At 69.0% G+C, this 18645-nt stretch carries 17 protein-coding genes and 1 pseudogene; 10 read left to right on the forward strand and 8 right to left on the reverse strand.

Annotated features, from left to right (window positions below; translation table 11 throughout):
* Nucleotides 1–143 precede the first annotated feature (143 nt).
* Nucleotides 144–764, forward strand: a complete 621-nt coding sequence (locus HUT12_RS09650) for a hypothetical protein (protein ID WP_176093158.1) — start codon at nt 144–146, stop codon at nt 762–764.
* Between the two features lie 456 nt (nt 765–1220).
* Here the strand turns inward: HUT12_RS09650 and HUT12_RS09655 are convergent, their stop codons facing one another.
* From HUT12_RS09655 to HUT12_RS09665, 3 genes are all read right to left on the reverse strand, one after another.
* Complete coding sequence (locus HUT12_RS09655) at nt 1221–2225, reverse strand: hypothetical protein (RefSeq protein ID WP_176093159.1); 1005 nt, start codon at nt 2223–2225, stop codon at nt 1221–1223.
* A 448-nt stretch (nt 2226–2673) separates the two neighbouring features.
* Complete coding sequence (locus tag HUT12_RS09660) at nt 2674–3534, reverse strand: hypothetical protein (protein ID WP_176093160.1); 861 nt, start codon at nt 3532–3534, stop codon at nt 2674–2676.
* A gap of 214 nt (nt 3535–3748) precedes the next feature.
* The gene (locus tag HUT12_RS09665) at nt 3749–3964 is read right to left on the reverse strand and encodes a winged helix-turn-helix domain-containing protein (RefSeq protein ID WP_254876763.1); all 216 of its coding nucleotides are present in this window, start codon (nt 3962–3964) and stop codon (nt 3749–3751) included.
* 555 nt (nt 3965–4519) lie between these two features.
* Here HUT12_RS09665 and HUT12_RS09670 point away from each other — a divergent pair.
* Nucleotides 4520–4816, forward strand: a complete 297-nt coding sequence (locus tag HUT12_RS09670; RefSeq protein WP_176093161.1) for a hypothetical protein — start codon at nt 4520–4522, stop codon at nt 4814–4816.
* Nucleotides 4817–5069: 253 nt separating this feature from the next.
* Here HUT12_RS09670 and HUT12_RS09675 read toward each other — a convergent pair.
* A pseudogene (locus tag HUT12_RS09675) lies at nt 5070–5351 on the reverse strand (site-specific integrase); the annotation flags it as partial.
* 230 nt (nt 5352–5581) lie between these two features.
* The gene (locus HUT12_RS09680; RefSeq protein ID WP_176093162.1) at nt 5582–6772 is read right to left on the reverse strand and encodes a cytochrome P450; all 1191 of its coding nucleotides are present in this window, start codon (nt 6770–6772) and stop codon (nt 5582–5584) included.
* 320 nt (nt 6773–7092) lie between these two features.
* Here HUT12_RS09680 and HUT12_RS09685 point away from each other — a divergent pair, with 320 nt between their 5' ends.
* Nucleotides 7093–8121, forward strand: a complete 1029-nt coding sequence (locus HUT12_RS09685) for a LacI family DNA-binding transcriptional regulator (protein ID WP_176093163.1) — start codon at nt 7093–7095, stop codon at nt 8119–8121.
* 81 nt (nt 8122–8202) lie between these two features.
* Here the strand turns inward: HUT12_RS09685 and HUT12_RS09690 are convergent, their stop codons facing one another.
* Nucleotides 8203–9540, reverse strand: coding sequence for a glycoside hydrolase family 18 protein (locus HUT12_RS09690; protein ID WP_176093164.1), 1338 nt, complete (start codon nt 9538–9540; stop codon nt 8203–8205).
* A gap of 78 nt (nt 9541–9618) precedes the next feature.
* Nucleotides 9619–10134 (reverse strand): SRPBCC family protein, encoded by a 516-nt coding sequence (locus tag HUT12_RS09695; RefSeq protein WP_176093165.1) that lies wholly within the window; start codon nt 10132–10134, stop codon nt 9619–9621.
* A 250-nt stretch (nt 10135–10384) separates the two neighbouring features.
* Between HUT12_RS09695 and HUT12_RS09700 the strand changes: the two genes are divergently transcribed.
* The 7 genes from HUT12_RS09700 (at nt 10385) to HUT12_RS09730 (ending at nt 18199) form a co-directional block, all read left to right on the forward strand.
* Complete coding sequence (locus HUT12_RS09700; protein ID WP_176093166.1) at nt 10385–11143, forward strand: cellulose-binding domain-containing protein; 759 nt, start codon at nt 10385–10387, stop codon at nt 11141–11143.
* Nucleotides 11144–11211: 68 nt separating this feature from the next.
* Nucleotides 11212–12108: a bile acid:sodium symporter family protein gene (locus HUT12_RS09705; RefSeq protein ID WP_176093167.1), complete on the forward strand. Its 897-nt coding sequence runs from the start codon at nt 11212–11214 to the stop codon at nt 12106–12108.
* Between the two features lie 224 nt (nt 12109–12332).
* Nucleotides 12333–13709: an NAD(P)/FAD-dependent oxidoreductase gene (locus HUT12_RS09710; protein WP_176093168.1), complete on the forward strand. Its 1377-nt coding sequence runs from the start codon at nt 12333–12335 to the stop codon at nt 13707–13709.
* A gap of 117 nt (nt 13710–13826) precedes the next feature.
* Entirely contained in the window at nt 13827–14741 is a 915-nt protein-coding gene (locus HUT12_RS09715; protein WP_176093169.1) for a cation diffusion facilitator family transporter, read from the forward strand.
* A gap of 131 nt (nt 14742–14872) precedes the next feature.
* On the forward strand, nt 14873–16837 hold the full coding sequence (locus HUT12_RS09720; RefSeq protein WP_176095710.1) for a cytochrome c oxidase assembly protein: 1965 nt from the start codon (nt 14873–14875) through the stop codon (nt 16835–16837).
* Nucleotides 16838–16919: 82 nt separating this feature from the next.
* Nucleotides 16920–17573 carry a thioredoxin domain-containing protein gene (locus HUT12_RS09725; protein ID WP_131051851.1) on the forward strand — a complete coding sequence of 218 codons (654 nt, stop codon included), beginning with the start codon at nt 16920–16922 and terminating at the stop codon, nt 17571–17573.
* A complete protein-coding gene (locus tag HUT12_RS09730; protein WP_131051852.1) occupies nt 17570–18199 on the forward strand; it encodes a vitamin K epoxide reductase family protein in 630 nt (209 codons plus the stop codon). Before HUT12_RS09725 ends, HUT12_RS09730 begins: the two co-directional genes overlap by 4 nt.
* A gap of 49 nt (nt 18200–18248) precedes the next feature.
* Here HUT12_RS09730 and HUT12_RS09735 read toward each other — a convergent pair whose 3' ends face one another.
* Complete coding sequence (locus HUT12_RS09735; protein ID WP_131051853.1) at nt 18249–18629, reverse strand: YccF domain-containing protein; 381 nt, start codon at nt 18627–18629, stop codon at nt 18249–18251.
* Between the last annotated feature and the right edge of the window lie 16 nt (nt 18630–18645).

An 18645-nucleotide genomic window follows, 5' to 3' on the forward strand; every position in this document is an offset into this window, starting at 1 on the left:
GAGTGATGACCGAGGCGAGCGACGCCGAGACACCCGTAGACCACCCGCGCAGGTAAGCTCCGCCACTCGCCCACCTTATCGACGGCTGACCATTCCCTTGGGATGAAGCGGCAATCGATAGGAAGTAGGCGCGAAGGAGAAAGATGGACGTCGGAAATTCAATACGTATCGCAATCAATGACTGGACAGTCGGCGAGTATGAGGCAGCGATGCTCCACGCCTGCAATGCGGTCGACGGTACCGCCAGGAAAGAATACCCAAACGAGGGAAGCAATTCCCGCTTCACTCGCCTACTTCGTGAAAACTACTTCATTTTTGGACCTATGGGAGTGCCTGGAATAGATATCGAAGCAACACGCTTCCCTGTCAGGGTCCCTCACCCGAAGGCTCCGGGCGGCCAGCCGGATATTGCAGATGTGATTTACGGTATCCATCGCTGCTCGCATGGTCATGGCGACGAACTTCCCGACGGCTTCAGCCTTCTCCCTGATGCTGCGGGATCAGCTCGAATCACTCGCATGGCCATCGAGGAAGGCAAGGTTCGGTTGAGTGATCGAACCATATTCGGATTGCTTGCCGTGGCTGCCTTGTCCCCAGTGAACGTTGGCCAATCTGTCCCGCTGGGATACTTCTTATCCTATGAGGATCGGATGTTTCCTATCAACGACTGGTGGGGCCGTCGGGACGATTTTAGAACGCTCATCGCGCCAGAGGGCTCATTGCCCTGCGTCAAGATGGACTTTGGTGATTGGATGCAGCAATGAGCAAAGCTTACTATCAGCTACTCGTCGCGACTGGTTGACTATTTGAGTGACGACCGTAGCTGACAGCGGCGGACAACCGTAGACGCAGAGGGATTCCGTCCGCAGCTCACCGGTGCAGGAAAGCAGGTCAGGTAGCTGCGTTGACCGCCCGAGGGTTAAGGGTCGCGTGGTTGACATCCACGGGAGCGCTGGGATGGCCACCAGGCCTGCCGCCCGCCGCCGCGCCTCTGGCCTTCGGCCGCCAGCACGCGGGTTCCAGCCCGCCGGCGACGCGATATACGACGAAGCCCCGGGCGGCCATGGGTACTGGCAGATCCGAGGCTTCGATTCTGGTCGTCACAAGGGCAGTGCCTCCGGCGGGGCCCCCGGGCGTTCCAGGATGGCTAGCGGGCGTTGCTGGCGACGGGCCGGGTCAAGTGTTGTGAGCAGGCAGCTGATACCTAGCTAGACGGCAGCTCACGGGGTGGCGGTCCGCTGCAAAAAGATCGGACTCGGGTCTGTGAACAGGGACTTGTCCAGCGGCAGCGCGTCGAACCCGTCAGCCTTAACCAAGATGATCGTCATGGGTGGGACTTCATCCGCCGAGTCGCGTGGATACAATGCTCGTTCGATCTCGACAAAGGCAGCATCTCGTAGCCTAGAGTTCTGTAGGTCAGACGAAACGAAGAAAATGACCGGACGAAAGGGTCCGTTAAATTCCTTGTGAGTCGAATAGCTTGCGGCTCGCGCCCATTCGATCGCCTGCGAAACCCGCCTGCGTACGGCTGTCGTGCTCGGGCCGCTGATTGTGGCAACGTCTACGGCCAAGTGTGGCATTTCGTCGGTGTCAGAGGTGACCACAAAATCTGCCCTGTCGCGACCGATCCGAACACCGCGAACGTAGTCGAGTTTGCCCTCGTATAGGCGTTCCAAGTATAGCAGGGCTTCTTCCTGCGCTTGGATATAAGCAAGCATTCCGCGGATTTCTTTAGTGCCTGCGTTCTTCTTGACGATCTGTAGCGCTTCAATGTTGGCGCGAGTGCCGCTCGATATCGTGGGGGTGGCGATGTCTTGACTCGCTGTATCGGAGTGCCTCCGAGGGTTGGGCACCTCCTCGGCCGTGCCGCTCTGTGGAGTGTTCTCGGTCGGCGCAATCTCTGCTACCTCTGAAGACTGACCGATCGCATCGACTGTCTCCTCGTCGGCCTCCTTGTTCTGGCGGATCAACGCCCGAATCTCGTGCCTGGTTCTCTCCTGTTCCAGATTTACTGACTTCAGGTCTGCGGACTCTCGTTCGTTCAGACGGTCTTGTCGTCTCTTCCATACGGTGCCGCCGACGAGAATCAGCACGACTCCCACTCCCGCGAGAAATATTGATGCACGGGGCCAGTGGTTAATCACCCACAAGGCTTGCCTCTGTTGTTCCAGGATGGCTGACTTGGAATCTGGGCTCAAATCGGAAAGCTGTTCTGGTGTCACCATGATCGCTCTTTGGGACCGCAGCAACAGTACGGGGAGCGCAACTGCCGAGGCTAGCGACAAGCCGTCAGCGCTCACGAGGAACTTGTGAAATTCGCTGAACTGAAGGCTAGGAAGCACGAGGCACAGTATCCTGTCCGCGGCCGGTCCAGTAACCTCGGTGGGTAGACGCTGGAGGTGAGGCCTCCTGCGGGTTGGCTCGGGTCGCATCAGGAGGGCCAGGGGCATGCCGAGTTCGGTGGGACATGTGGCCGCTGATTGCAATGTACGGCGGTGATGTACAGCAACCGACGGTGCCAAGCGAAACCATGGTGACCACCAGTAGACCGTCGACCAGCGATGGAACCCGAACGGACCGTGCTTCCTATCTCTGGGGGTCAAGGGTCCGATGCCGACGGCGTAACCCCGGCTAGCATGCACCTTTGGTCCATGCCGACGCCTACACTGTTAGCTAGTCCTCTTCCCTAGCCTGCCGCTTCTGGATGTTAGGGAGCGAGTTCGGATGCGCCTCTAAATATTCCCCGAGCTTATCGGCTGGAATAGTGGCCGCGCTAAGTCTTGCATATCGTTCGTTGTGAGTGTCCCAGTCTTGCTCTAAATGTGACCAGTTCGCATTGTGTACGTCGCTTGCGAGCTGCGCGAGGCCCTGTAGCCACCATCCGGGAAGAAAGTCCTGAGAAGCCATCGCCCTGCGCATCGCGAACAGCGTGAAGAGAGTCACGCCTGCGATCTCATGCAGTGTGTGTGCAGCGAAGTCAGCGTTGTATTGAGGATGCAATAGTGGCCTGAATTCTTGCGATGTTGGCTCGAACGCCAGATATGCTGAGGTTCTTGCGGTGGGGTGAGCGTTCGCTGATGACATTTTGTAGAAGGCCTGATACGGCGAGCCGCCGACAGGGTCTATTTGGCTCTCTATGTAATCGCGTGCGAGCTTGTCGGGAAACCAGTCGCCTTTGACGAGCCATTTCTCTGCCTTGTCGGGTAATTTGGCCAGCATCCGGGCAAGGCCCGCAGACTCGTATACAGTGCGAACAAGAGCGCGCGCATCGACGTAATACCCATGAACGGCGACGACTGTTGCAGCGCGTATTGCGCTAAACGCCCGAGTAAAGGCCACGCATGAGGCCACCTCGTTTACGCCTGCAGCGGCGACGTCTTCAATAGGGTTCTCGAGAAGGATGTGTGCAGCAAGAAAGAGTCCAAAGTTGATCTGATCTAGGTGGGCGGCGGAGACGTTGTCCGCAACTGTGGCATCAGTGTTTTCTGAGTGGTTGTGGGTCAGGTAGTTGGTCTCGTCTGCCGCGTCTGACATGCCCATGATTGTTGCAGCCTTGGGCATTGTCTGGGCACGTGCGAGCCCGGTTCCCGGGTCCTGCTGACGGGAGGGCCGAGGATCAGTTGAGAGTCGAAGCCAGCTCCACGACGGATCAACGCTCGACGTCGGGGACGTGCGCGGACAAGCCCCGCCAGAGCGCCCAGAACTTACAAGCGAGGGGTCCATGCCGAGCAGGTTGGGTGTAGGAGCCTCACTCGGCGACGAAGACGCCCACGCCTGGCAGTGTCTCGGTCATTCCCTTGATCCGTAGTACCTGCATGGCGCGGTCGATCACCGGCTCGGTGACCTCGTAGTGCTCGATCAGCTCTCGTCGGCTGGGCAGCTTGGAGCCCGGTGGGAACTCGCCGGATGCGATGCGTTCAGCGAGGTCGTCGGCGATCTGCTCGTAGCGGTAACGCGGTGGCACGTGGTTCTCCTCGGTTGGCAACACGAGTAGACCACCTACGTCAGCCCTTGACTACCCAACGCTACCCATGGGAGGTTGGTGGGGAGGTCGATTCCCTCGGTTGGCGCTGTTGGGCCGTCCTCGCCGACGTGGATGTCCGGCGCATTCCCCCGCGTTCGGGCATCCACGTCTTCAAGTAGCTGCGGCACAAGGAGGTGGCGGTGCTCCCTTCGACATGGCCGAGAGGAACGCGCTTGGACCGGGCGCGCAACGAGCCGGTCAATCGGGTCTCCTACGACGAGTACGTCCTAGCCGTCGCGCTGACCCTGGCCCGCCGACATCGGCCAGTGTGGTCCTGGCAGCACTGGCGGCGCATCTGTCAGTGCGGAGCCGACCTGCCGTGCCGTGCCCGGCACCGATTACCGATCAATCGTGGGCACTGGCCGCAGGCGGGTGAGCAATGAGCGGCGGATCGGAGTGGGTGATCCTCGCGGCGCATGTTCAAGGGCTCGCCGGCTTGTGTGTCGGTTGCCGGGTGGCTCACGCGAGCGTTGTCCGATTTCTGGGCGGTGCGCGATGACCACCCACGGCCCGGTCATGCCGATCTGGAGCTGTGGCGGCTGCGACCTGCCGTGGCCGTGTCCGACGCGGCGACGGGAGCTGCGCGCGGAGTACGCAGACGCGCCGGTGTCGCTGGCTCTCTACCTCGGGGCCTACCTCGTCCAGGCCGCCGAGGACATGCCCTGGGCACCAGCCGGCACCCTGCACCGCCGCTTCATCGGCTGGACCAGGCAGCCGTCGGAAGTACAGCAGCGAAGTACAGCAACCGTGCCAGCCGAACCCGACCGGAACGAGCGCCACCAGGTCGGATGACCTCGTACGACACCCGATCCGACCGGCCTGCCGTGAGTTCACACCGAAGAGGTCACTGGTTCGATCCCAGTATCGCCCACAAGTCCCCAGGTGCCCCCTGTCCGCAGAATGCGCGGACCAGGGGGCCTTGTCATTTCTGCTCCGGGGGCCGAGCCCCCGGATACCCCGCGGTGCGGTGGGTGCGGTGCGTCGGTCCGCGCGGGGGCCGCGAGTTGATTTGCGTGGGTGCTGCGCGTTGGTTTGCGCGGGTGTGTCGGGCGTTGTGGACGGTGATCGGCTTCGTTGCCGCCTTGTCGCAGCGGGTCTGCCAGGAGCGCTGGAAGTTGCGCGGCTCGATGGGCGTGCCGTAGCGGGTGGTGAACACCAGGTCGTTGTCGTGCCACGCCTTAACGGCGGCTGCCCGTGCCTCGTCGCGCTGCTCGTTCCTCAGCTTGAGTGCGGCCAGGCAGATGTCGGGCAGGGGCAGGGTGGCGTCGGATGCCTGGGTCTTGGTGTCGCGGTGCAGGAGCTTTCCGCGTACGCGTTGCAGTTGGCGGCTCACTCGCCGGTGGGGCGTACTCGGTCGACGCCGACCTGTTCCTGCGCACCCCGGCCGACGTGGCCGCGGGCGAGTACACCTCGACGCTGACCCTGTCCCTGTTCGAGTGATCCACCGGGTGGAGGCCGCCCGGCGTGGTGGCCTCCACCCGTACCCCTGCGGGGTGAAGGGCTCGTCGTGAGCGTGCCCAGGATCCCGAGGCGGCGCCGGCGCGCGGCGGCCGGGCGTCACACGCGCAGGGGCAGGCCGTCGTGATGAAGCCGGAACGCGTCCAGGTCGGTGGCGTCGACCGCCAGCCGCAGGCCGGGCAGGTGCCGTGCCACCCGGTCGAACAGGATACGGCTCTCCAACCGCGCCAGGTGCGCGCCGAGGCAGAAGTGGATGCCGTACCCGAAGGCGAGGTGCCGACGGACGTCGGTGCGCGCGATGTCGTACTCGTGCGGCCGGTCGAAGACCGCCGGGTCCCGGTTGGCCCCCCACACCGACAGCCCCACGCGGTCGAACGCGGGGATCCGCCCACCGGCCAGCTCGACGTCCGCGAAGGCGAACCGTGGCGGCACGATCTCCACCGGCCCCCGGAACCGCAGCGTCTCCTCCACCACCGCCTCGGCCAGGGTGGGATCGTCGCGCAGCGCCTCCCACTGCGCGGGGTGGGTGAGCAGCAGGCGGAGTCCGTTGACGATCAGGTCGACGGTGGTCTCCTGCCCGGCGATGAGCAGCAACTGCACCAGCGCCACCAACTCGTCGCGGTCCAGCCGGTCCGCCCGGTCCTCCGCCGCCACCAGCTCGGAGATCAGGTCGTCGGCCGGGTAGGCGCGGCGGCGCGCCGCCAGGTCGTCGAGGTACGCCGCGAACTCCAGGGTCGCCGTCGGGCCGTCGAACCCGGCCGACACGATCGCCGCCGACCAGGCCCGGAACTGCGGCCGGTCCGCCTCCGGTACGCCCACCAACTCGGCGATGACGTTGACCGGCACCGGATCGGCGAGGTCGGCCACCGCCTCCACGTGACCCCGCCGACGTGCCCGGTCGACGAGTCGGTCGGCGAGGTCACCGATCCACGGCTCCAGCCGGGCCACCGCCCGCGCGGTGAATCCGCCGCTGACCAGTCCCCGCAGGCGGGTGTGGTCGGGCGGATCGAGGCTGATGAGCTGCCGGGACTCGATCCTCGCCACCTCGGACAACGCCTCCGGGGCCGGGGCGGGGCCGTCCGGGCGGTGCCGGTGCACCTCGTGCCCGATCATCGGGTGCCGCAGGCCGTGCAGCACGTCGGCATGACCGGCGACCACCCACAGCCGGTTGCCGGCGGGGTCGATCTGGAGCACCGGTCCGCCGCTGTCCCGCACCCGGTCGTAGAACTCGTGCGGGTTCCGGCGTACCACCGGGTCCCACAGCTCCGAAAGGCCGAACGCGACCGCCACCTGGCCTCCTCGGATGAAAGGAAGGGTCCCCTGCTAACGCCTCGTGTATAGCAGGGGACCCCTCCTTACATTCGGGCAGCGAACGTTTCGGGGGAGTTTTCGGGAAGGGAGCACCGACGGGCCTTCCTGAGCCGAGTCGACGGGACGCATCGGTGTAGTGTTCCGCGCAGGTACGAGCGACAGTGCGGGTCGGGCAACGGTCCGAAACAACGCCGAAAACGTTTACAAGATCACGTCCACCGGGAGTGCCTGTACGGGCTTCCGGGGCAGCCTGTCGCCGCTGCGTCGCATCCGTGCCGGTCGTTGGGAGGGAGCACCGCATGACGTCCGAGCCCGAGGTCCCCGCCAACCGCACACCCACCCTCACCGACGTCGCCAAGCTGGCCGGTGTCTCGGTCGCTACCGCCTCCAAGGCCATCAACGGACGTGGCGAGGTGCGGGCGACCACCCGGGTACGCGTGCTGGAGGCCGCCGAGCTGCTCTCCTTCGCGCCGAACGCCCTGGCCCGAGGGCTGCTCAGCGGCCGGACCGGGACGGTCGGCCTGCTCACCAGCGATCTGGAGGGACGGTTCTCGATTCCCATCCTGATGGGGGCCGAGGACGCCTTCGGGGCGGGGCAGGTGTCGGTCTTCCTGTGCGACGCCCGGGGTGACGCGATCCGGGAGAAGCACCACGTCCGCGCGCTGCTGTCGCGCCGGGTGGACGGGCTGATCGTGGTCGGCTCGCGGACCGATCCCCGGCCGCCGCTGGCCGGCAACATCCCGGTGCCGGTGGTCTACGTGTACGCCCCCTCCTCGGACCCGGCCGACATCTCCATCACCGTCGACAACGTCGGTGGTGGCCGCCTCGCCATCGAGCACCTGCTGGCCTGCGGCCGGCGCAACATCGCCCACATCACCGGCGAGCCGGGGTTCCAGGCGGCCCGGGACCGGGCCGAGGGCGCGGCGGCGGCGCTCGCGGCGGCGGGCCTGGGCATGGTCGGTGACCGGCCCTACTACGGGTCGTGGGACGAGTCCTGGGGGCGCGCCGCCGCACGCATGATCGTGGAGCAGCGGCCCGAGGTGGACGCGATCTTCTGCGGCAGCGACCAGATCGCCCGGGGCGTCCTGGACGCGTTGCGTGATCTCGGGCGGGACGTGCCGGGGGCGATCTCGGTGATCGGATTCGACAACTGGGAGGCCATCTCCGCCGACTGCCGCCCCCGGCTGACCAGCGTCGACATGAACCTCCAACACCTCGGCGCGGTGGCCGGGCAGCGCCTCTTCGCGGCCATCGACGGTGCGGTGACGCACTCCGAGGAGTTCGCCAGCCGCCTGGTGATGCGCGAGTCGACGCTGCCCGTGCGCTGAGGGAGCCGGAGGTCCGGGGCTGAGGCGGCGGCCGACCGTCCGGGCGCTGAGGTGGCCGCCGGTGGATGGTGGCCCGGGTGGCTACCGGGTGGTGAGCCCGAGGCTGATCGTCTTGGTCAGCGTGGCGTTGTCGTCGTCGCCGTCGAGCGACCAGATCATCGCCCCGCCGAGCCCGGCGGTCCGGATGTAGAGCATCTTCTGGAGCACCACCGCCGGGTCGTCATACGTCCACAGGGTGGTGCCGTCGAACAGCCAGGCGTGCCCGGCGCGCAGGTCGCGGTGCACCGTGAATCCCTTGCCCGGCAACGTCTTGAGCTGCTTGTAGTCCTCGTAGCCGGCGGCGTGCGTGGCCGGTGCCGGGCCGGTGGCGGGGCGGAACAGGCCGGTGCCGCCGCCGGTGACGCCGGTCCAGCCCTGGCCGTAGTACGGGATGCCCAGCACCAGCTTGCCGCGTGGTGCGCCACGGGCGATCCAACCGTCGACCGCCACCTGTACGGAGAAGTCGGGGTCGTCCGGCGCGCCCCTGGGCACGCGCAACGCCGACTGCTGGTTGGTCACCGAGTCCCAGCTGCCGTGGAAGTCGTACCCCTGCACGGTCGCGAAGTCCAGGTACTTGAAGATCTTGCGGCCCTCGAATCCGGCGTCCATCGCGGCCGGGTTGGCCGGCAGGAAGGCGGTCAGTGGGTAATGCGTGCGGGTGGTCCGGCCGTGCGCGTCGAGCTGCCGACGGAACTCGGCGAGCAGCTTGGTGAAGTTCTCCCGGTCCTGCGGGCGGACCACGTTGCCCGGCTCACCCGGCGAGCCAGGCCACTCCCAGTCCAGGTCGATGCCGTCGAAGACCCCGGCGGCCGAGCCCGGTCCGCCGCTGCCGCCGTCCAGGATCGGCAGGTCGCCCTTGAGGTAGAGGTCGATGCAGGAGGCGACGAACGCTTTCCGGGAGGCGTCGGTGCGGGCCGCGTTGGAGAAGTACGTCGACCAGCTCCAGCCGCCCAGCGAGATCATCACCTTGAGGTGCGGGTGCTTGGCCTTGAGCTTCGCCAACTGGCCGAAGTTGCCGTTGAGCGGCTCGCCCCAGGCGTCGGCGACCCCGTCGACGCTCTCCTGCGCCGGGACCGGGCGCTGGTAGTCGGCCCAGGCGTCGCCCTCACCCGGCCCACCGTCCACGAAGCAGCGACCGTCCTCGCTGACGTTGCCGAAGGCGTAGTTGATGTGGGTCAACCGACTCGCCGCCCCGGAGGTGTCCAGCTTCTGCACCGGGAACGCCCGGCCGTAGATGCCCCACTGGGTGAAGTAGCCGACCCGGTGGTAGCCGGTGCCGCGCTGCGGAGCCGCGTTCGCGGCGACCGGTGGTGCGGCGGTGACCAGCAGCGTGGTCAGCGCCACGAGGGCGGTGAGGCGGCGGGGACGGAACGGTCGCATCGGCACTCCCGGGAGGTCCACGGCGATCAGTAAAGACACTTGCCTGATTGACGAAGTTAAGCTGATCACCGTTTCCGGTCAAGGGTTGGTCCGGTTCCCGTCGCCGCGCTCACGCAGGTCCCGCTCGGCGGCGGCGACCACCACCGGATCGGCGCATCCGGCCGCGTAACCGGCGATCCGGCGGCGGATGTCCCGGCCGAGCAGCCAGGTGCCGATCCGGTCCGCGAGCGGCCGCAGCAGCGCCGGACGGCAGCGGAAGTGGTATCGCCAGGTGGCGACCGAGTGGCCGGGCTCGGCGGCCGGCGCGAACCGCCAGCCGCCGGCGAACATCTCGAAGAACCACGGGCCACGCACCATCTTCATGCCAACGGTGGTCGGCGGTGCGTAGGAGACGTACTCACTGACCATCGAGAAGCCGTGCCGGGACCGGGTGAACGTGCGGACGCCCTTGTCCGGCCGGACGGCGCCGTCGACGAAGTGCTGACTGCGGACGAACGGGTCCCACCGCCGCCGGACCGGCATGGTGGTCTGCGAGATCGCGAACGCGAGATTCGGGGGTACGGGGACGACGGCCACCGCCTCAACCACGGGCATCGCCCCATTGTCCCCCGGTGCGACCGGTTCGGCCCGGGTGGCCGGGTGCCCGTCCGGCCCCGGGTGGATCGACTGGTCGTCCCTTGTATCGATGGTTCTCGAATGAAAAACTCTGCGTAGTCGCGTCCGGGGCCGGCGTGCGAACCATCGTCAGGGCGTGCGGGAATGCCACCCGCGCAGGGCAGCCCGTTTCCAGGCACCGGCCGCCGTGCTGCGCCCGGTGCTCCCACCACCCCGGAGGAGACACCGCATGTCGAAGAAGTACGCCCTGGCGACGATCGCCGCCGCGACGCTGGCCCTGGTGGGCGCGGCCGGCGTGGCGAGCAGCGCGGGCGCCGCCACGTCCCCGCCCGTCCCGCTCACCACCTCGCAGTCGCCGACGCCGACGGTGACGGTGTGTCCGCCCGCGCTGCCGTTGGCCGGAATGGTGGCCGGCACCACCACCACGACCGTCACCATCCGTTACTCGCTGACGTTCCGGCCGCCGTGCGGGTACGACCTGCCCATCACGGTGCACCTCTTCGCCACCCGGGAGGACGCCGAGCAGTGGCACAACCCGGTGGCCTCGGCGGACACCGGGCTGGAGAGCTACGGCAACGTAGTGGTCGAGGGGCTCACCCCGGACACCGAGTACTGGTTCCGGTTCAGCGATGCGAAGGGCCGGCGGGACCCGTACATCCTCGGCGGGCCGGCGCGCACGCAGGAGGTGCCGGTGTGTGCCGCGACGGCGACGATCGGCAGCGGCTGGGGGAGTGGCTTCGTCGCCACGGTCACCGTGCGCAACACCGGGACCGAGGTTCTCGACGGCTGGCGGGTCTCCTGGACCTGGCCCGGTGACCAGCGGGTCCAGTCGCTCTGGAACGGGACGGTGACCGAGGCGGGTAGCGAGGTGACCGTCCGCGACGCCGGCTGGAACGGCCGACTCGCCCCGGGCGGGTCGACGACGTTCGGCCTGCTCGCGTCGACCACCTTGGTGCCGGAGGGCTTCGCGCTCGCCTGTGGTCGCTGAGGCGGACGGCGGACCCCGGCCGCATGGAGGATTGTGAGTGCGTTACCGGGTGGTAACGATGTCGTGTCATGGACTCTGCCCTGACCCTGATCGGACTGCCCGTCGCCCTCGGCATCATCATGCTCGGTCTGGGTCTCGGCCTGACCGTCGCGGACTTCCGGCGGGTGGCCCAGCACCCGAAGGCCGCCGTCATCGCGCTGGCCTGCCAGGTGCTGCTGTTGCCGGCGCTCTGCTTCGGCCTGGTGCTCGCCTTCGACCTGCCGCCGGAACTGGCCGTCGGGATGATGCTGCTCGCAGCGTCGCCCGGCGGCACCACGGCCAACCTCTACAGCCACCTGTTCGGGGGACACGTGGCGCTGAACATCACCCTCACCGCGATCAACTCGGTGCTCGCCGTGCTCACCCTGCCGATCGTGGTCAACCTGTCGGCGGGCTACTTCCTGAGCGACGCGACGAGCATCGGCCTGCAGTTCGACAAGGTGGTGCAGGTGTTCGCCATCGTGCTCGTGCCGGTCGCGATCGGCATGCTGGTGCGGGCCCGGGTGCCGCGCGTCGCCGACCGGCTCGACCGGCCGGTCCGGATCATGTCCGTGGTGGTGCTCGTCGCGGTGATCCTCGGCGCGGTGCTCGGCGAGCGGGAGAACATCGCCGACTACTTCGTCGCGGTCGGTCTGGCGGTGCTGGCGTTCAACCTGCTCAGCCTCGCGATCGGCTACGGGGTGCCCCGTCTGGCCGGGATCGACCCGACCGCCGCGAAGGCGGCCGGTTTCGAGATCGGCATCCACAACAGCACCCTGGCCATCACGATCGCGCTCAGCCCGGCGCTGCTGAACAACACGCAGATGGCGATCCCGGCCGCCGTCTACGGCATTGTCATGTTCTTTACCGCAGCGGCTTTCGGATACCTGGTCAACCGCGTCGACGCGCGGCCCCGCAGCACTCGCGACGGTGCCACGACGACCTGAGAAAAGGGCGCTGAGCAGTCAGGACACGACGATCACCGGTCGCCGTGCGGGCACCGTCCACGCGCGATGCCGCATCGACGACTGGATCTGCCGTCGCGTTCCCTGCCTGTGCAACGATCGTTGAGCGTCATGCCGACCGCCCGGTCCCGCCGGCCTGCCTGTGCCTCGGTCACCGGCAGGGCTCGGCGGAACGGCGCCACACCTCGTACCCCTTGGAGAGCACGATGTCCTTCTCTCCGGCTCAGGTCTTCGCCGCGCTGAACGCGGTGCGGCCGCCCGACCAGCCGTCCCCGGTGCTCGGCACGGCCGTGGTGATCGGCGGCAGCGTCGCCGGTCTGCTGGCCGCCCGGGTGCTGTCCGACCACGCGGCGAGCGTGGTCGTGATCGACCGCGACGACCTGCACGTGCCCGGCGGACGGCCGGGCGTGCCACAGGGGACGCAGTTGCACGCGCTGCTGCCCGGCGGCTTCCTGCAACTGGAGCGTCTCTTCCCCGGGTTCCGGGAGCAGGCCCTGGCCCAGGGTGCGGTCGAGGCGCCCCCCGCCGCCCGGCGCAACTACCTCGACGGCCGTCCCAAGGTGACGGTGCCCGACGACGCAGACAGCCTGGCCGGGAGTCGGCCGCTGCTGGAGGGGCTGATCCGTCAGCAGGTTCTGCGGCTGCCCAACGTCAAGACGGTGACCGCCCGCGCCACCGGCCTGGTCGTCGACGGTTCGTCCGTGGTCGGGGTCCGCTGCGCCGTCGACGCCGCGTCCGGTGTCGAGAGCGCCGACCTGGTGGTGGACGCCATGGGCCGGTCGAGCCGGCTCTCCGACTGGTTGGTGGACGCCGGTTGGGAGCGACCCGCCCTGCGGCGGATGCCGGTGCACCTCAACTACGCCACCGCCCTGTTCCGCCGTCGCGAGGCGCACCCGGAGCACACCGTGGTGATGGCCCTGAACAGCATCAAGGCGTCCTCGGACGTGGCCGGGGCGGCGTACTTCGCCATCGAGGACGGCCGATGGATGGCGATGATGGCCGGTTACGGTGACAACCGTCCCGGCCGCACCGCCGAGGACTTCGTACGCCGGCTGCGCGAGCAGTTCCCACCCGAGTTCAGCGAGGTCGCCGACAGCGAGATGCTCGGCGAGGTGCAGACCTACCGCCACGCCGACAGTCGGCGGCGGGACTACCACGCGCTGCGGCGGATCCCGGCGGGCCTGGTCAGTGTCGGTGACGCGGTCGCCTCGTTCAACCCGGTATACGGCCAGGGGATCACGGCTGCCGCGCTGCACGCGGCCTGCCTGTCGGCGTACCTGCGCTCCGGGCCGGACCTGCGCTTCCCGGCCCGCCGCTTCTTCGAGCTGCAACGGGTGGTGGTGGACGCCGCCTGGTCGATCTCGACCTCCGCCGACCTGGCGTTGCCGCACGTCGACGGTCCCTATCCGCGCGGGTACCGGCTGTCGAGCTGGGTGAGCGGCCAGATCGTCCGGGCGACCATGACCGACGTGACGACGGCCCGCCGCTTCAACGACGTCGTCTCGATGCGGGAGCACCCCCGTGCGCTGGCCCGCCCCGGCGTGGTGCTGGGCGCGCTGTGGGCGAACTGGCGGGCACGCTGACCGCGCCCGACATCTAGCCCGAACGTCGGACCTGTCCGGTTAGCCGGACGCGGCACCATAGTTGCATCTATTGCAATGTCAGCATATGTTGCTGGTGGTGAGCGGAAGGAGTGCCGGATGGGTGCCGGGCACGATCACGGGCAGCAGGTCCTGCGCGCGGGGGAGAAGCACCGGGGGCGGCTCTGGGCGGCCTTCGCCCTGCTGGCCGTCTTCATGGTGGTCGAGGCGATCGGTGCCTGGGTGACCGGTTCGCTGGCGCTGCTGTCGGACGCCGGGCACATGTTCACCGACGTGCTCGGCATCGGCATGGCGCTGGCCGCGATCACGGCGGCGAGCCGGGCCTCCCGGGACGGGCAACGCACCTTCGGGCTCTATCGGATGGAGGTCCTGGCGGCGCTGGCCAACGCCGTGCTGCTCTCCGGGGTGGCGCTCTTCGTGCTGGTCGAGGCGGTACGCCGGCTCGGCGAACCGCCGGAGGTGCTGGTCGGGCCGATGCTGGCGGTGGCGGTGGCCGGGCTGATCGCCAACATCGTGGCGTTCCTGCTGCTGCGCTCCGGTGCCGAGGAGAGCCTCAACGTGCGGGGCGCGTACCTGGAGGTCTTCGGTGACCTGCTCGCCTCGATCGGGGTGATCGTCGCGGCCGGGGTGATCGCGCTGACCGGCTGGTGGTACGCCGACCCGATCGTGGCCGTGGCGGTCGGCTTCTTCATCCTGCCCCGCACCTACCGGCTGGCGCGGGCCGCCCTGCGGGTCCTGGTCCAGGCCGCGCCGCCGCACCTGGACGTCGCCGAGGTCCGCGACGCGCTGCGCGAGGTGGAGGGCGTGGCCGACGTGCACGACCTGCACGTCTGGACGCTGACCTCGGGCATGGAGGTGGCCTCGGCGCACCTGACCCTGGCCGGCGGGGCGGACCTGGCCCGGGTGCTCGCCGCCGCGCGCCGGCTCCTGCACGACCGCTTCGGGATCGAGCACGCCACGTTGCAGGTGGAGCCCGGGGACGCCGAGGACGTCTGCCACGGCGCCCATTGGTGACGGCCGGGAACCCGGAGCCCCGCCGCGCCGACTACCTGGGAAACCACCCGCACCGGGAGCCGTCGTTGAACCGCCCGCACCACCTCGTCCCGACCCTGATCCTGCGCCGTCCGGTGCTGGTGCCCGCCGCCATGGTCCTGGTCGCCGCCGGTGCCGCCGCCGTGCTGCTGTGGTGGGGCGGCGGCAGCGTACCGCCGACTCCGCCGGGGCTGCCCGACCCGGACCCGACCGCTGCCTGGCTGTTGCCGGCCGCCCGGCTCGGCATGCAGATCGGCGCGGTGGCCACCGTGGGACTGCTGGTGGCGGTCACCGTGCTGTCCCCGCGCGACGACGGCGGTCGACTCTCCGCGCTGGGCTACCGGCGGCTGCGCGCTGCGGCGTGGACCGCCGCCGCCTGGGCGGTGTCCGCCGGTGTCGCGGTCTGTTACACGCTCGTCGACCTGTTCGGGCTGCCCGCCACGCAGGTGTTGTCGGCCCGCGCGGTGCTGAACTTCGTGCGCAGCGTGTCGCTGGGCCAGTCCTTGGCGCTCAGCGGAGCGCTGGCGCTGGTCGCGGCCGTCGTCGCGGCCCGCAGTCTGCGTCCGTCCGGGGCGGTGGTGGCGCTGCTCGCCGCGCTGGCCGCAGTGGTGCCGCCGGTCTTCACCGGGCACGCCGCGTCGGCCAGCAACCACCAGGTGGCCGTCTCGGGCCTGCTGCTGCACGTGGTGCCGGTCACCGTCTGGGCCGGTGGCCTGTTCGCCCTGGCGATCACCGCCCGGGGCACCGCCGCCGACCTCGCGGTCGCGGTGCGCCGGTTCTCCCCGCTGGCGCTGGTCTGTCTGGTCGCGGTCGGTCTGTCCGGACTGCTGTCGGCGAGCGTACGACTGACCGGCCCGGCCGACCTGACCGGCACCGGGTACGGGCGGCTGGTGCTGGTCAAGACCACCGTGCTGGCCGTGATCGCGGTGCTGGGGCAGTGGCACCGGCGATCCACGATGCCGGCCCTGGCCGCCGGCCGGCGACGCCCGTTCGTGCGGGTCGCAGTCGTGGAGACGCTGCTGTTCGGGGCCGCCGTCGGGGCCGCCGTGGCGCTGTCGCGTACCCCCGTGCCGGCCGTCGGCGCCGACGAGGACGTGGCGACCGCCCTGCTCGGCTTCCCGATGCCGCCGCCGTTGAGCGTGGCCACGGTGGCCCGCCTCTGGCTGCCGGAACCCCTGGTCATCGCCGCCGTCCTGGGCGCGGCCGGACTCTACCTCGCGGGGGTGTGGCGGCTGCGGCGGCGCGGCGACGCCTGGCCCGCCGCGCGTACCGCGTTCTGGCTGCTCGGCTGCGTGGTGATCGTCGTCGCCACCTCCAGCGGCCTGGCCCGGTACGGCCCGGTGCTGTTCGCCGTGCACATGGTGCAGCACCTGCTGCTGATGATGGTCGCGCCGATCCTGCTGGTCCTGGCCGGACCGGTCACCCTCGCCCTGCGGGCGCTGCGACCGGCCACCGACCCGCGTTGGCCGGGTCCCCGGGAGTGGCTCCAGGCGGGCCTGCGCTCCCGGGCGTCCCGCGTGCTGACCCACCCGGTGGTGGCACTCGTCGTCTACGTGGCCAGCCTCTACGTGCTCTACTTCACCGGCCTGTACGAGCTGGCGGTCCGTTCGCACGCCGCCCACCTGGCGATGGTCGGGCACTTCCTCGCCGTCGGGTATCTCTTCTTCTGGGCGGTCATCGGCGTCGACCCGGCACCCCGCAAGGTGCCGTACCCGCTGAAGATGGTCCTGGTCCTGATCAGCATGGTGCTGCACGCCTTCCTCGGCGTCGCGCTCATGCAGTCGGCGACCGTGCTGGCCGCCGACTGGTGGATCGCGCTGGACCGGCCGTGGGGGCCGACCCCGCTGGCCGACCAGCAGGCCGCCGGGGGCATCGCCTGGTCCTTCGGTGAGCTGCCCACCGTGATCGTGATGGGGGCGCTGATGTTCCAGTGGATCCAGGCCGACCGGCGGGAGGCCCGTCGCCGCGACCGGGCCGCCGACCGTGCCGAGGCGGAGGGACGCGAGGACCCGGAGCTGGCCGCCTACAACCGGATGCTCGCCGAGCTGGCCGAACGCGACCGCCGGGTCCGCCGGTGAGGTCCCGTCCAGCCTGCTCCCAGCTATCTGCCAGCCGACCGGTGCAGCATGGGCTGCTCCCGCAGAGAAGGTTGACGCCCGCATGACGAGGAACCTGCGACTGACGTTGGCGATGATCCTGGTGGTGATCCTCGTCATGATCGGCCTGACCGCGATCAACCGGAACTCCGGCCCACGCGCCAGCGGCGAACCGGTCGATCCGGCCGTGCTGGTGCGCGACGACAGCCACCGGCTCTCCACCGCCACCGACGGCAGGGTCACCCTGGTGGAGTTCCTCGACTTCGAGTGCGAGGCGTGCGGCGCGGTCTACCCGGCGGTGAGCGAACTCCTGGACACCTACCAGGACCGGATCACGTTCGTCGTGCGGTACTTCCCGATCCCCAGCCACCCCAACGCCGAGCTGGCCGCCCGGGCCGCCCAGTCCGCCGCCAACCAGGGCCGGTTCGCCGAGATGTACACCGTGCTGTTCGAGAACCAGGAGACGTGGGGGCACCAGCGGACCCCGCAGACCGAGGCGTTCGTCGGGTACGCGCGCACCCTCGGCCTGGACGTCGAGGCGTTCCAGCGCGACCTCGACGCCCCGGCCACCGCCGAGCGGGTGGCCCGGGACCGCGCCGACGGGGAGGCCGCCGGGGTGCAGGGCACGCCGACGTTCTTCCTGAACGGTCGGCAGTTGACGAACGTGCGTACCCAGGCGGACATGGTGGCCGCCATCGACGCCGCGCTCGCCGGATGAGCGCCGACGCGGCGTGCCGGCCGACGGACACCGACGCACCGGACGCGGGATTCCTCGCCCGGGTCACCGCGTGGGTGCTCGCCGTCGGCGGTGCTGTGGGCCTGCTCGCGGCAGCCACGCTCACCGTCGAGAAGATCAACCTGCTGAGCGACCCGGACTACGTGCCGACGTGCAGCATCAACCCGATCCTCTCCTGCGGCTCGGTGATGACCACCCCGCAGGCCGCCGCCTTCGGCTTCCCGAACCCGCTGCTCGGCATCGCCGGTTTCGCGGTGGTCGCCACCGTCGGCGTGGTGCTGCTCGCCGGGGCGCGGCTGCCCGGCTGGTTCCGGGCCGGTCTCCAGGTCGGTGTCACGTTCGGCGTGATCTTCGTGCACTGGCTCATCTACCAGAGCCTGTACGTCATCGGCGCGCTCTGCCCGTACTGCATGGTGGTCTGGGTGGTGATGATCGCGATCTTCGTCTACACCACGCTGCACCACCTGCGCCGGGTGCCGCCGTCGTCGCCACCGGCCCGGCTGGCCGGGCTCGCCGGCTACCACAGCTTCGTCCTGGTCGCCTGGTACACGGTGATCCTGCTGGCGGTGCTGGTGCGCTTCTGGGACTACTGGTCCACCCTGCTCTGACCCCGGCCGCGCCACCGGGTCGACGGTGGCGCGGCACCGGCCGCGAGCGTCACGGCGCGGGGACGACCTCCTGCCCGAGCGGCCAGATCGCCGCCGGCACCAGCTTGAAGTTGGCCACCCCGAAGGGGATGCCGATGATGGTCAGGCAGAGGCTCACCCCGGCGACGATGTGCGACAGCGCGAGCCACCAGCCGGCCAGCACGACCCAGATCACGTTGGCGACGCCGGAGGCCACCCCGACACCCGGCTTGGGCACCAGGGTCCGGCCGAACGGCCACAGCGAGTACGACGCCAACCGCAGCGACGCGACGCCGAACGGGATGGTGACGACGAGCACGAAGCAGATCAGGGCCGCGATGCCGTACCCGACCGCCAGCACGATCCCGCCGCCGAAGATGAGCCACAACACGTTCAGCACGAATCGGATCATGACTCCATGATGACCG

This window comes from Verrucosispora sp. NA02020 (genome assembly GCF_013364215.1).
GTDB lineage: Bacteria > Actinomycetota > Actinomycetes > Mycobacteriales > Micromonosporaceae > Micromonospora.

Coding starts and splice junctions, on each gene's coding strand:
- HUT12_RS09650 (WP_176093158.1), top strand. CDS start 144: ATGGACGTCGGAAATTCAATACGTATCGCAATCAATGACTGGACAGTC.
- HUT12_RS09655 (WP_176093159.1), bottom strand. CDS start 2,225: ATGGTGACACCAGAACAGCTTTCCGATTTGAGCCCAGATTCCAAGTCA.
- HUT12_RS09660 (WP_176093160.1), bottom strand. CDS start 3,534: ATGTCAGACGCGGCAGACGAGACCAACTACCTGACCCACAACCACTCA.
- HUT12_RS09670 (WP_176093161.1), top strand. CDS start 4,520: ATGACCACCCACGGCCCGGTCATGCCGATCTGGAGCTGTGGCGGCTGC.
- HUT12_RS09685 (WP_176093163.1), top strand. CDS start 7,093: ATGACGTCCGAGCCCGAGGTCCCCGCCAACCGCACACCCACCCTCACC.
- HUT12_RS09690 (WP_176093164.1), bottom strand. CDS start 9,540: ATGCGACCGTTCCGTCCCCGCCGCCTCACCGCCCTCGTGGCGCTGACC.
- HUT12_RS09695 (WP_176093165.1), bottom strand. CDS start 10,134: ATGCCCGTGGTTGAGGCGGTGGCCGTCGTCCCCGTACCCCCGAATCTC.
- HUT12_RS09700 (WP_176093166.1), top strand. CDS start 10,385: ATGTCGAAGAAGTACGCCCTGGCGACGATCGCCGCCGCGACGCTGGCC.
- HUT12_RS09705 (WP_176093167.1), top strand. CDS start 11,212: ATGGACTCTGCCCTGACCCTGATCGGACTGCCCGTCGCCCTCGGCATC.
- HUT12_RS09710 (WP_176093168.1), top strand. CDS start 12,333: ATGTCCTTCTCTCCGGCTCAGGTCTTCGCCGCGCTGAACGCGGTGCGG.
- HUT12_RS09715 (WP_176093169.1), top strand. CDS start 13,827: ATGGGTGCCGGGCACGATCACGGGCAGCAGGTCCTGCGCGCGGGGGAG.
- HUT12_RS09720 (WP_176095710.1), top strand. CDS start 14,873: ATGGTCCTGGTCGCCGCCGGTGCCGCCGCCGTGCTGCTGTGGTGGGGC.
- HUT12_RS09725 (WP_131051851.1), top strand. CDS start 16,920: ATGACGAGGAACCTGCGACTGACGTTGGCGATGATCCTGGTGGTGATC.
- HUT12_RS09730 (WP_131051852.1), top strand. CDS start 17,570: ATGAGCGCCGACGCGGCGTGCCGGCCGACGGACACCGACGCACCGGAC.
- HUT12_RS09735 (WP_131051853.1), bottom strand. CDS start 18,629: ATGATCCGATTCGTGCTGAACGTGTTGTGGCTCATCTTCGGCGGCGGG.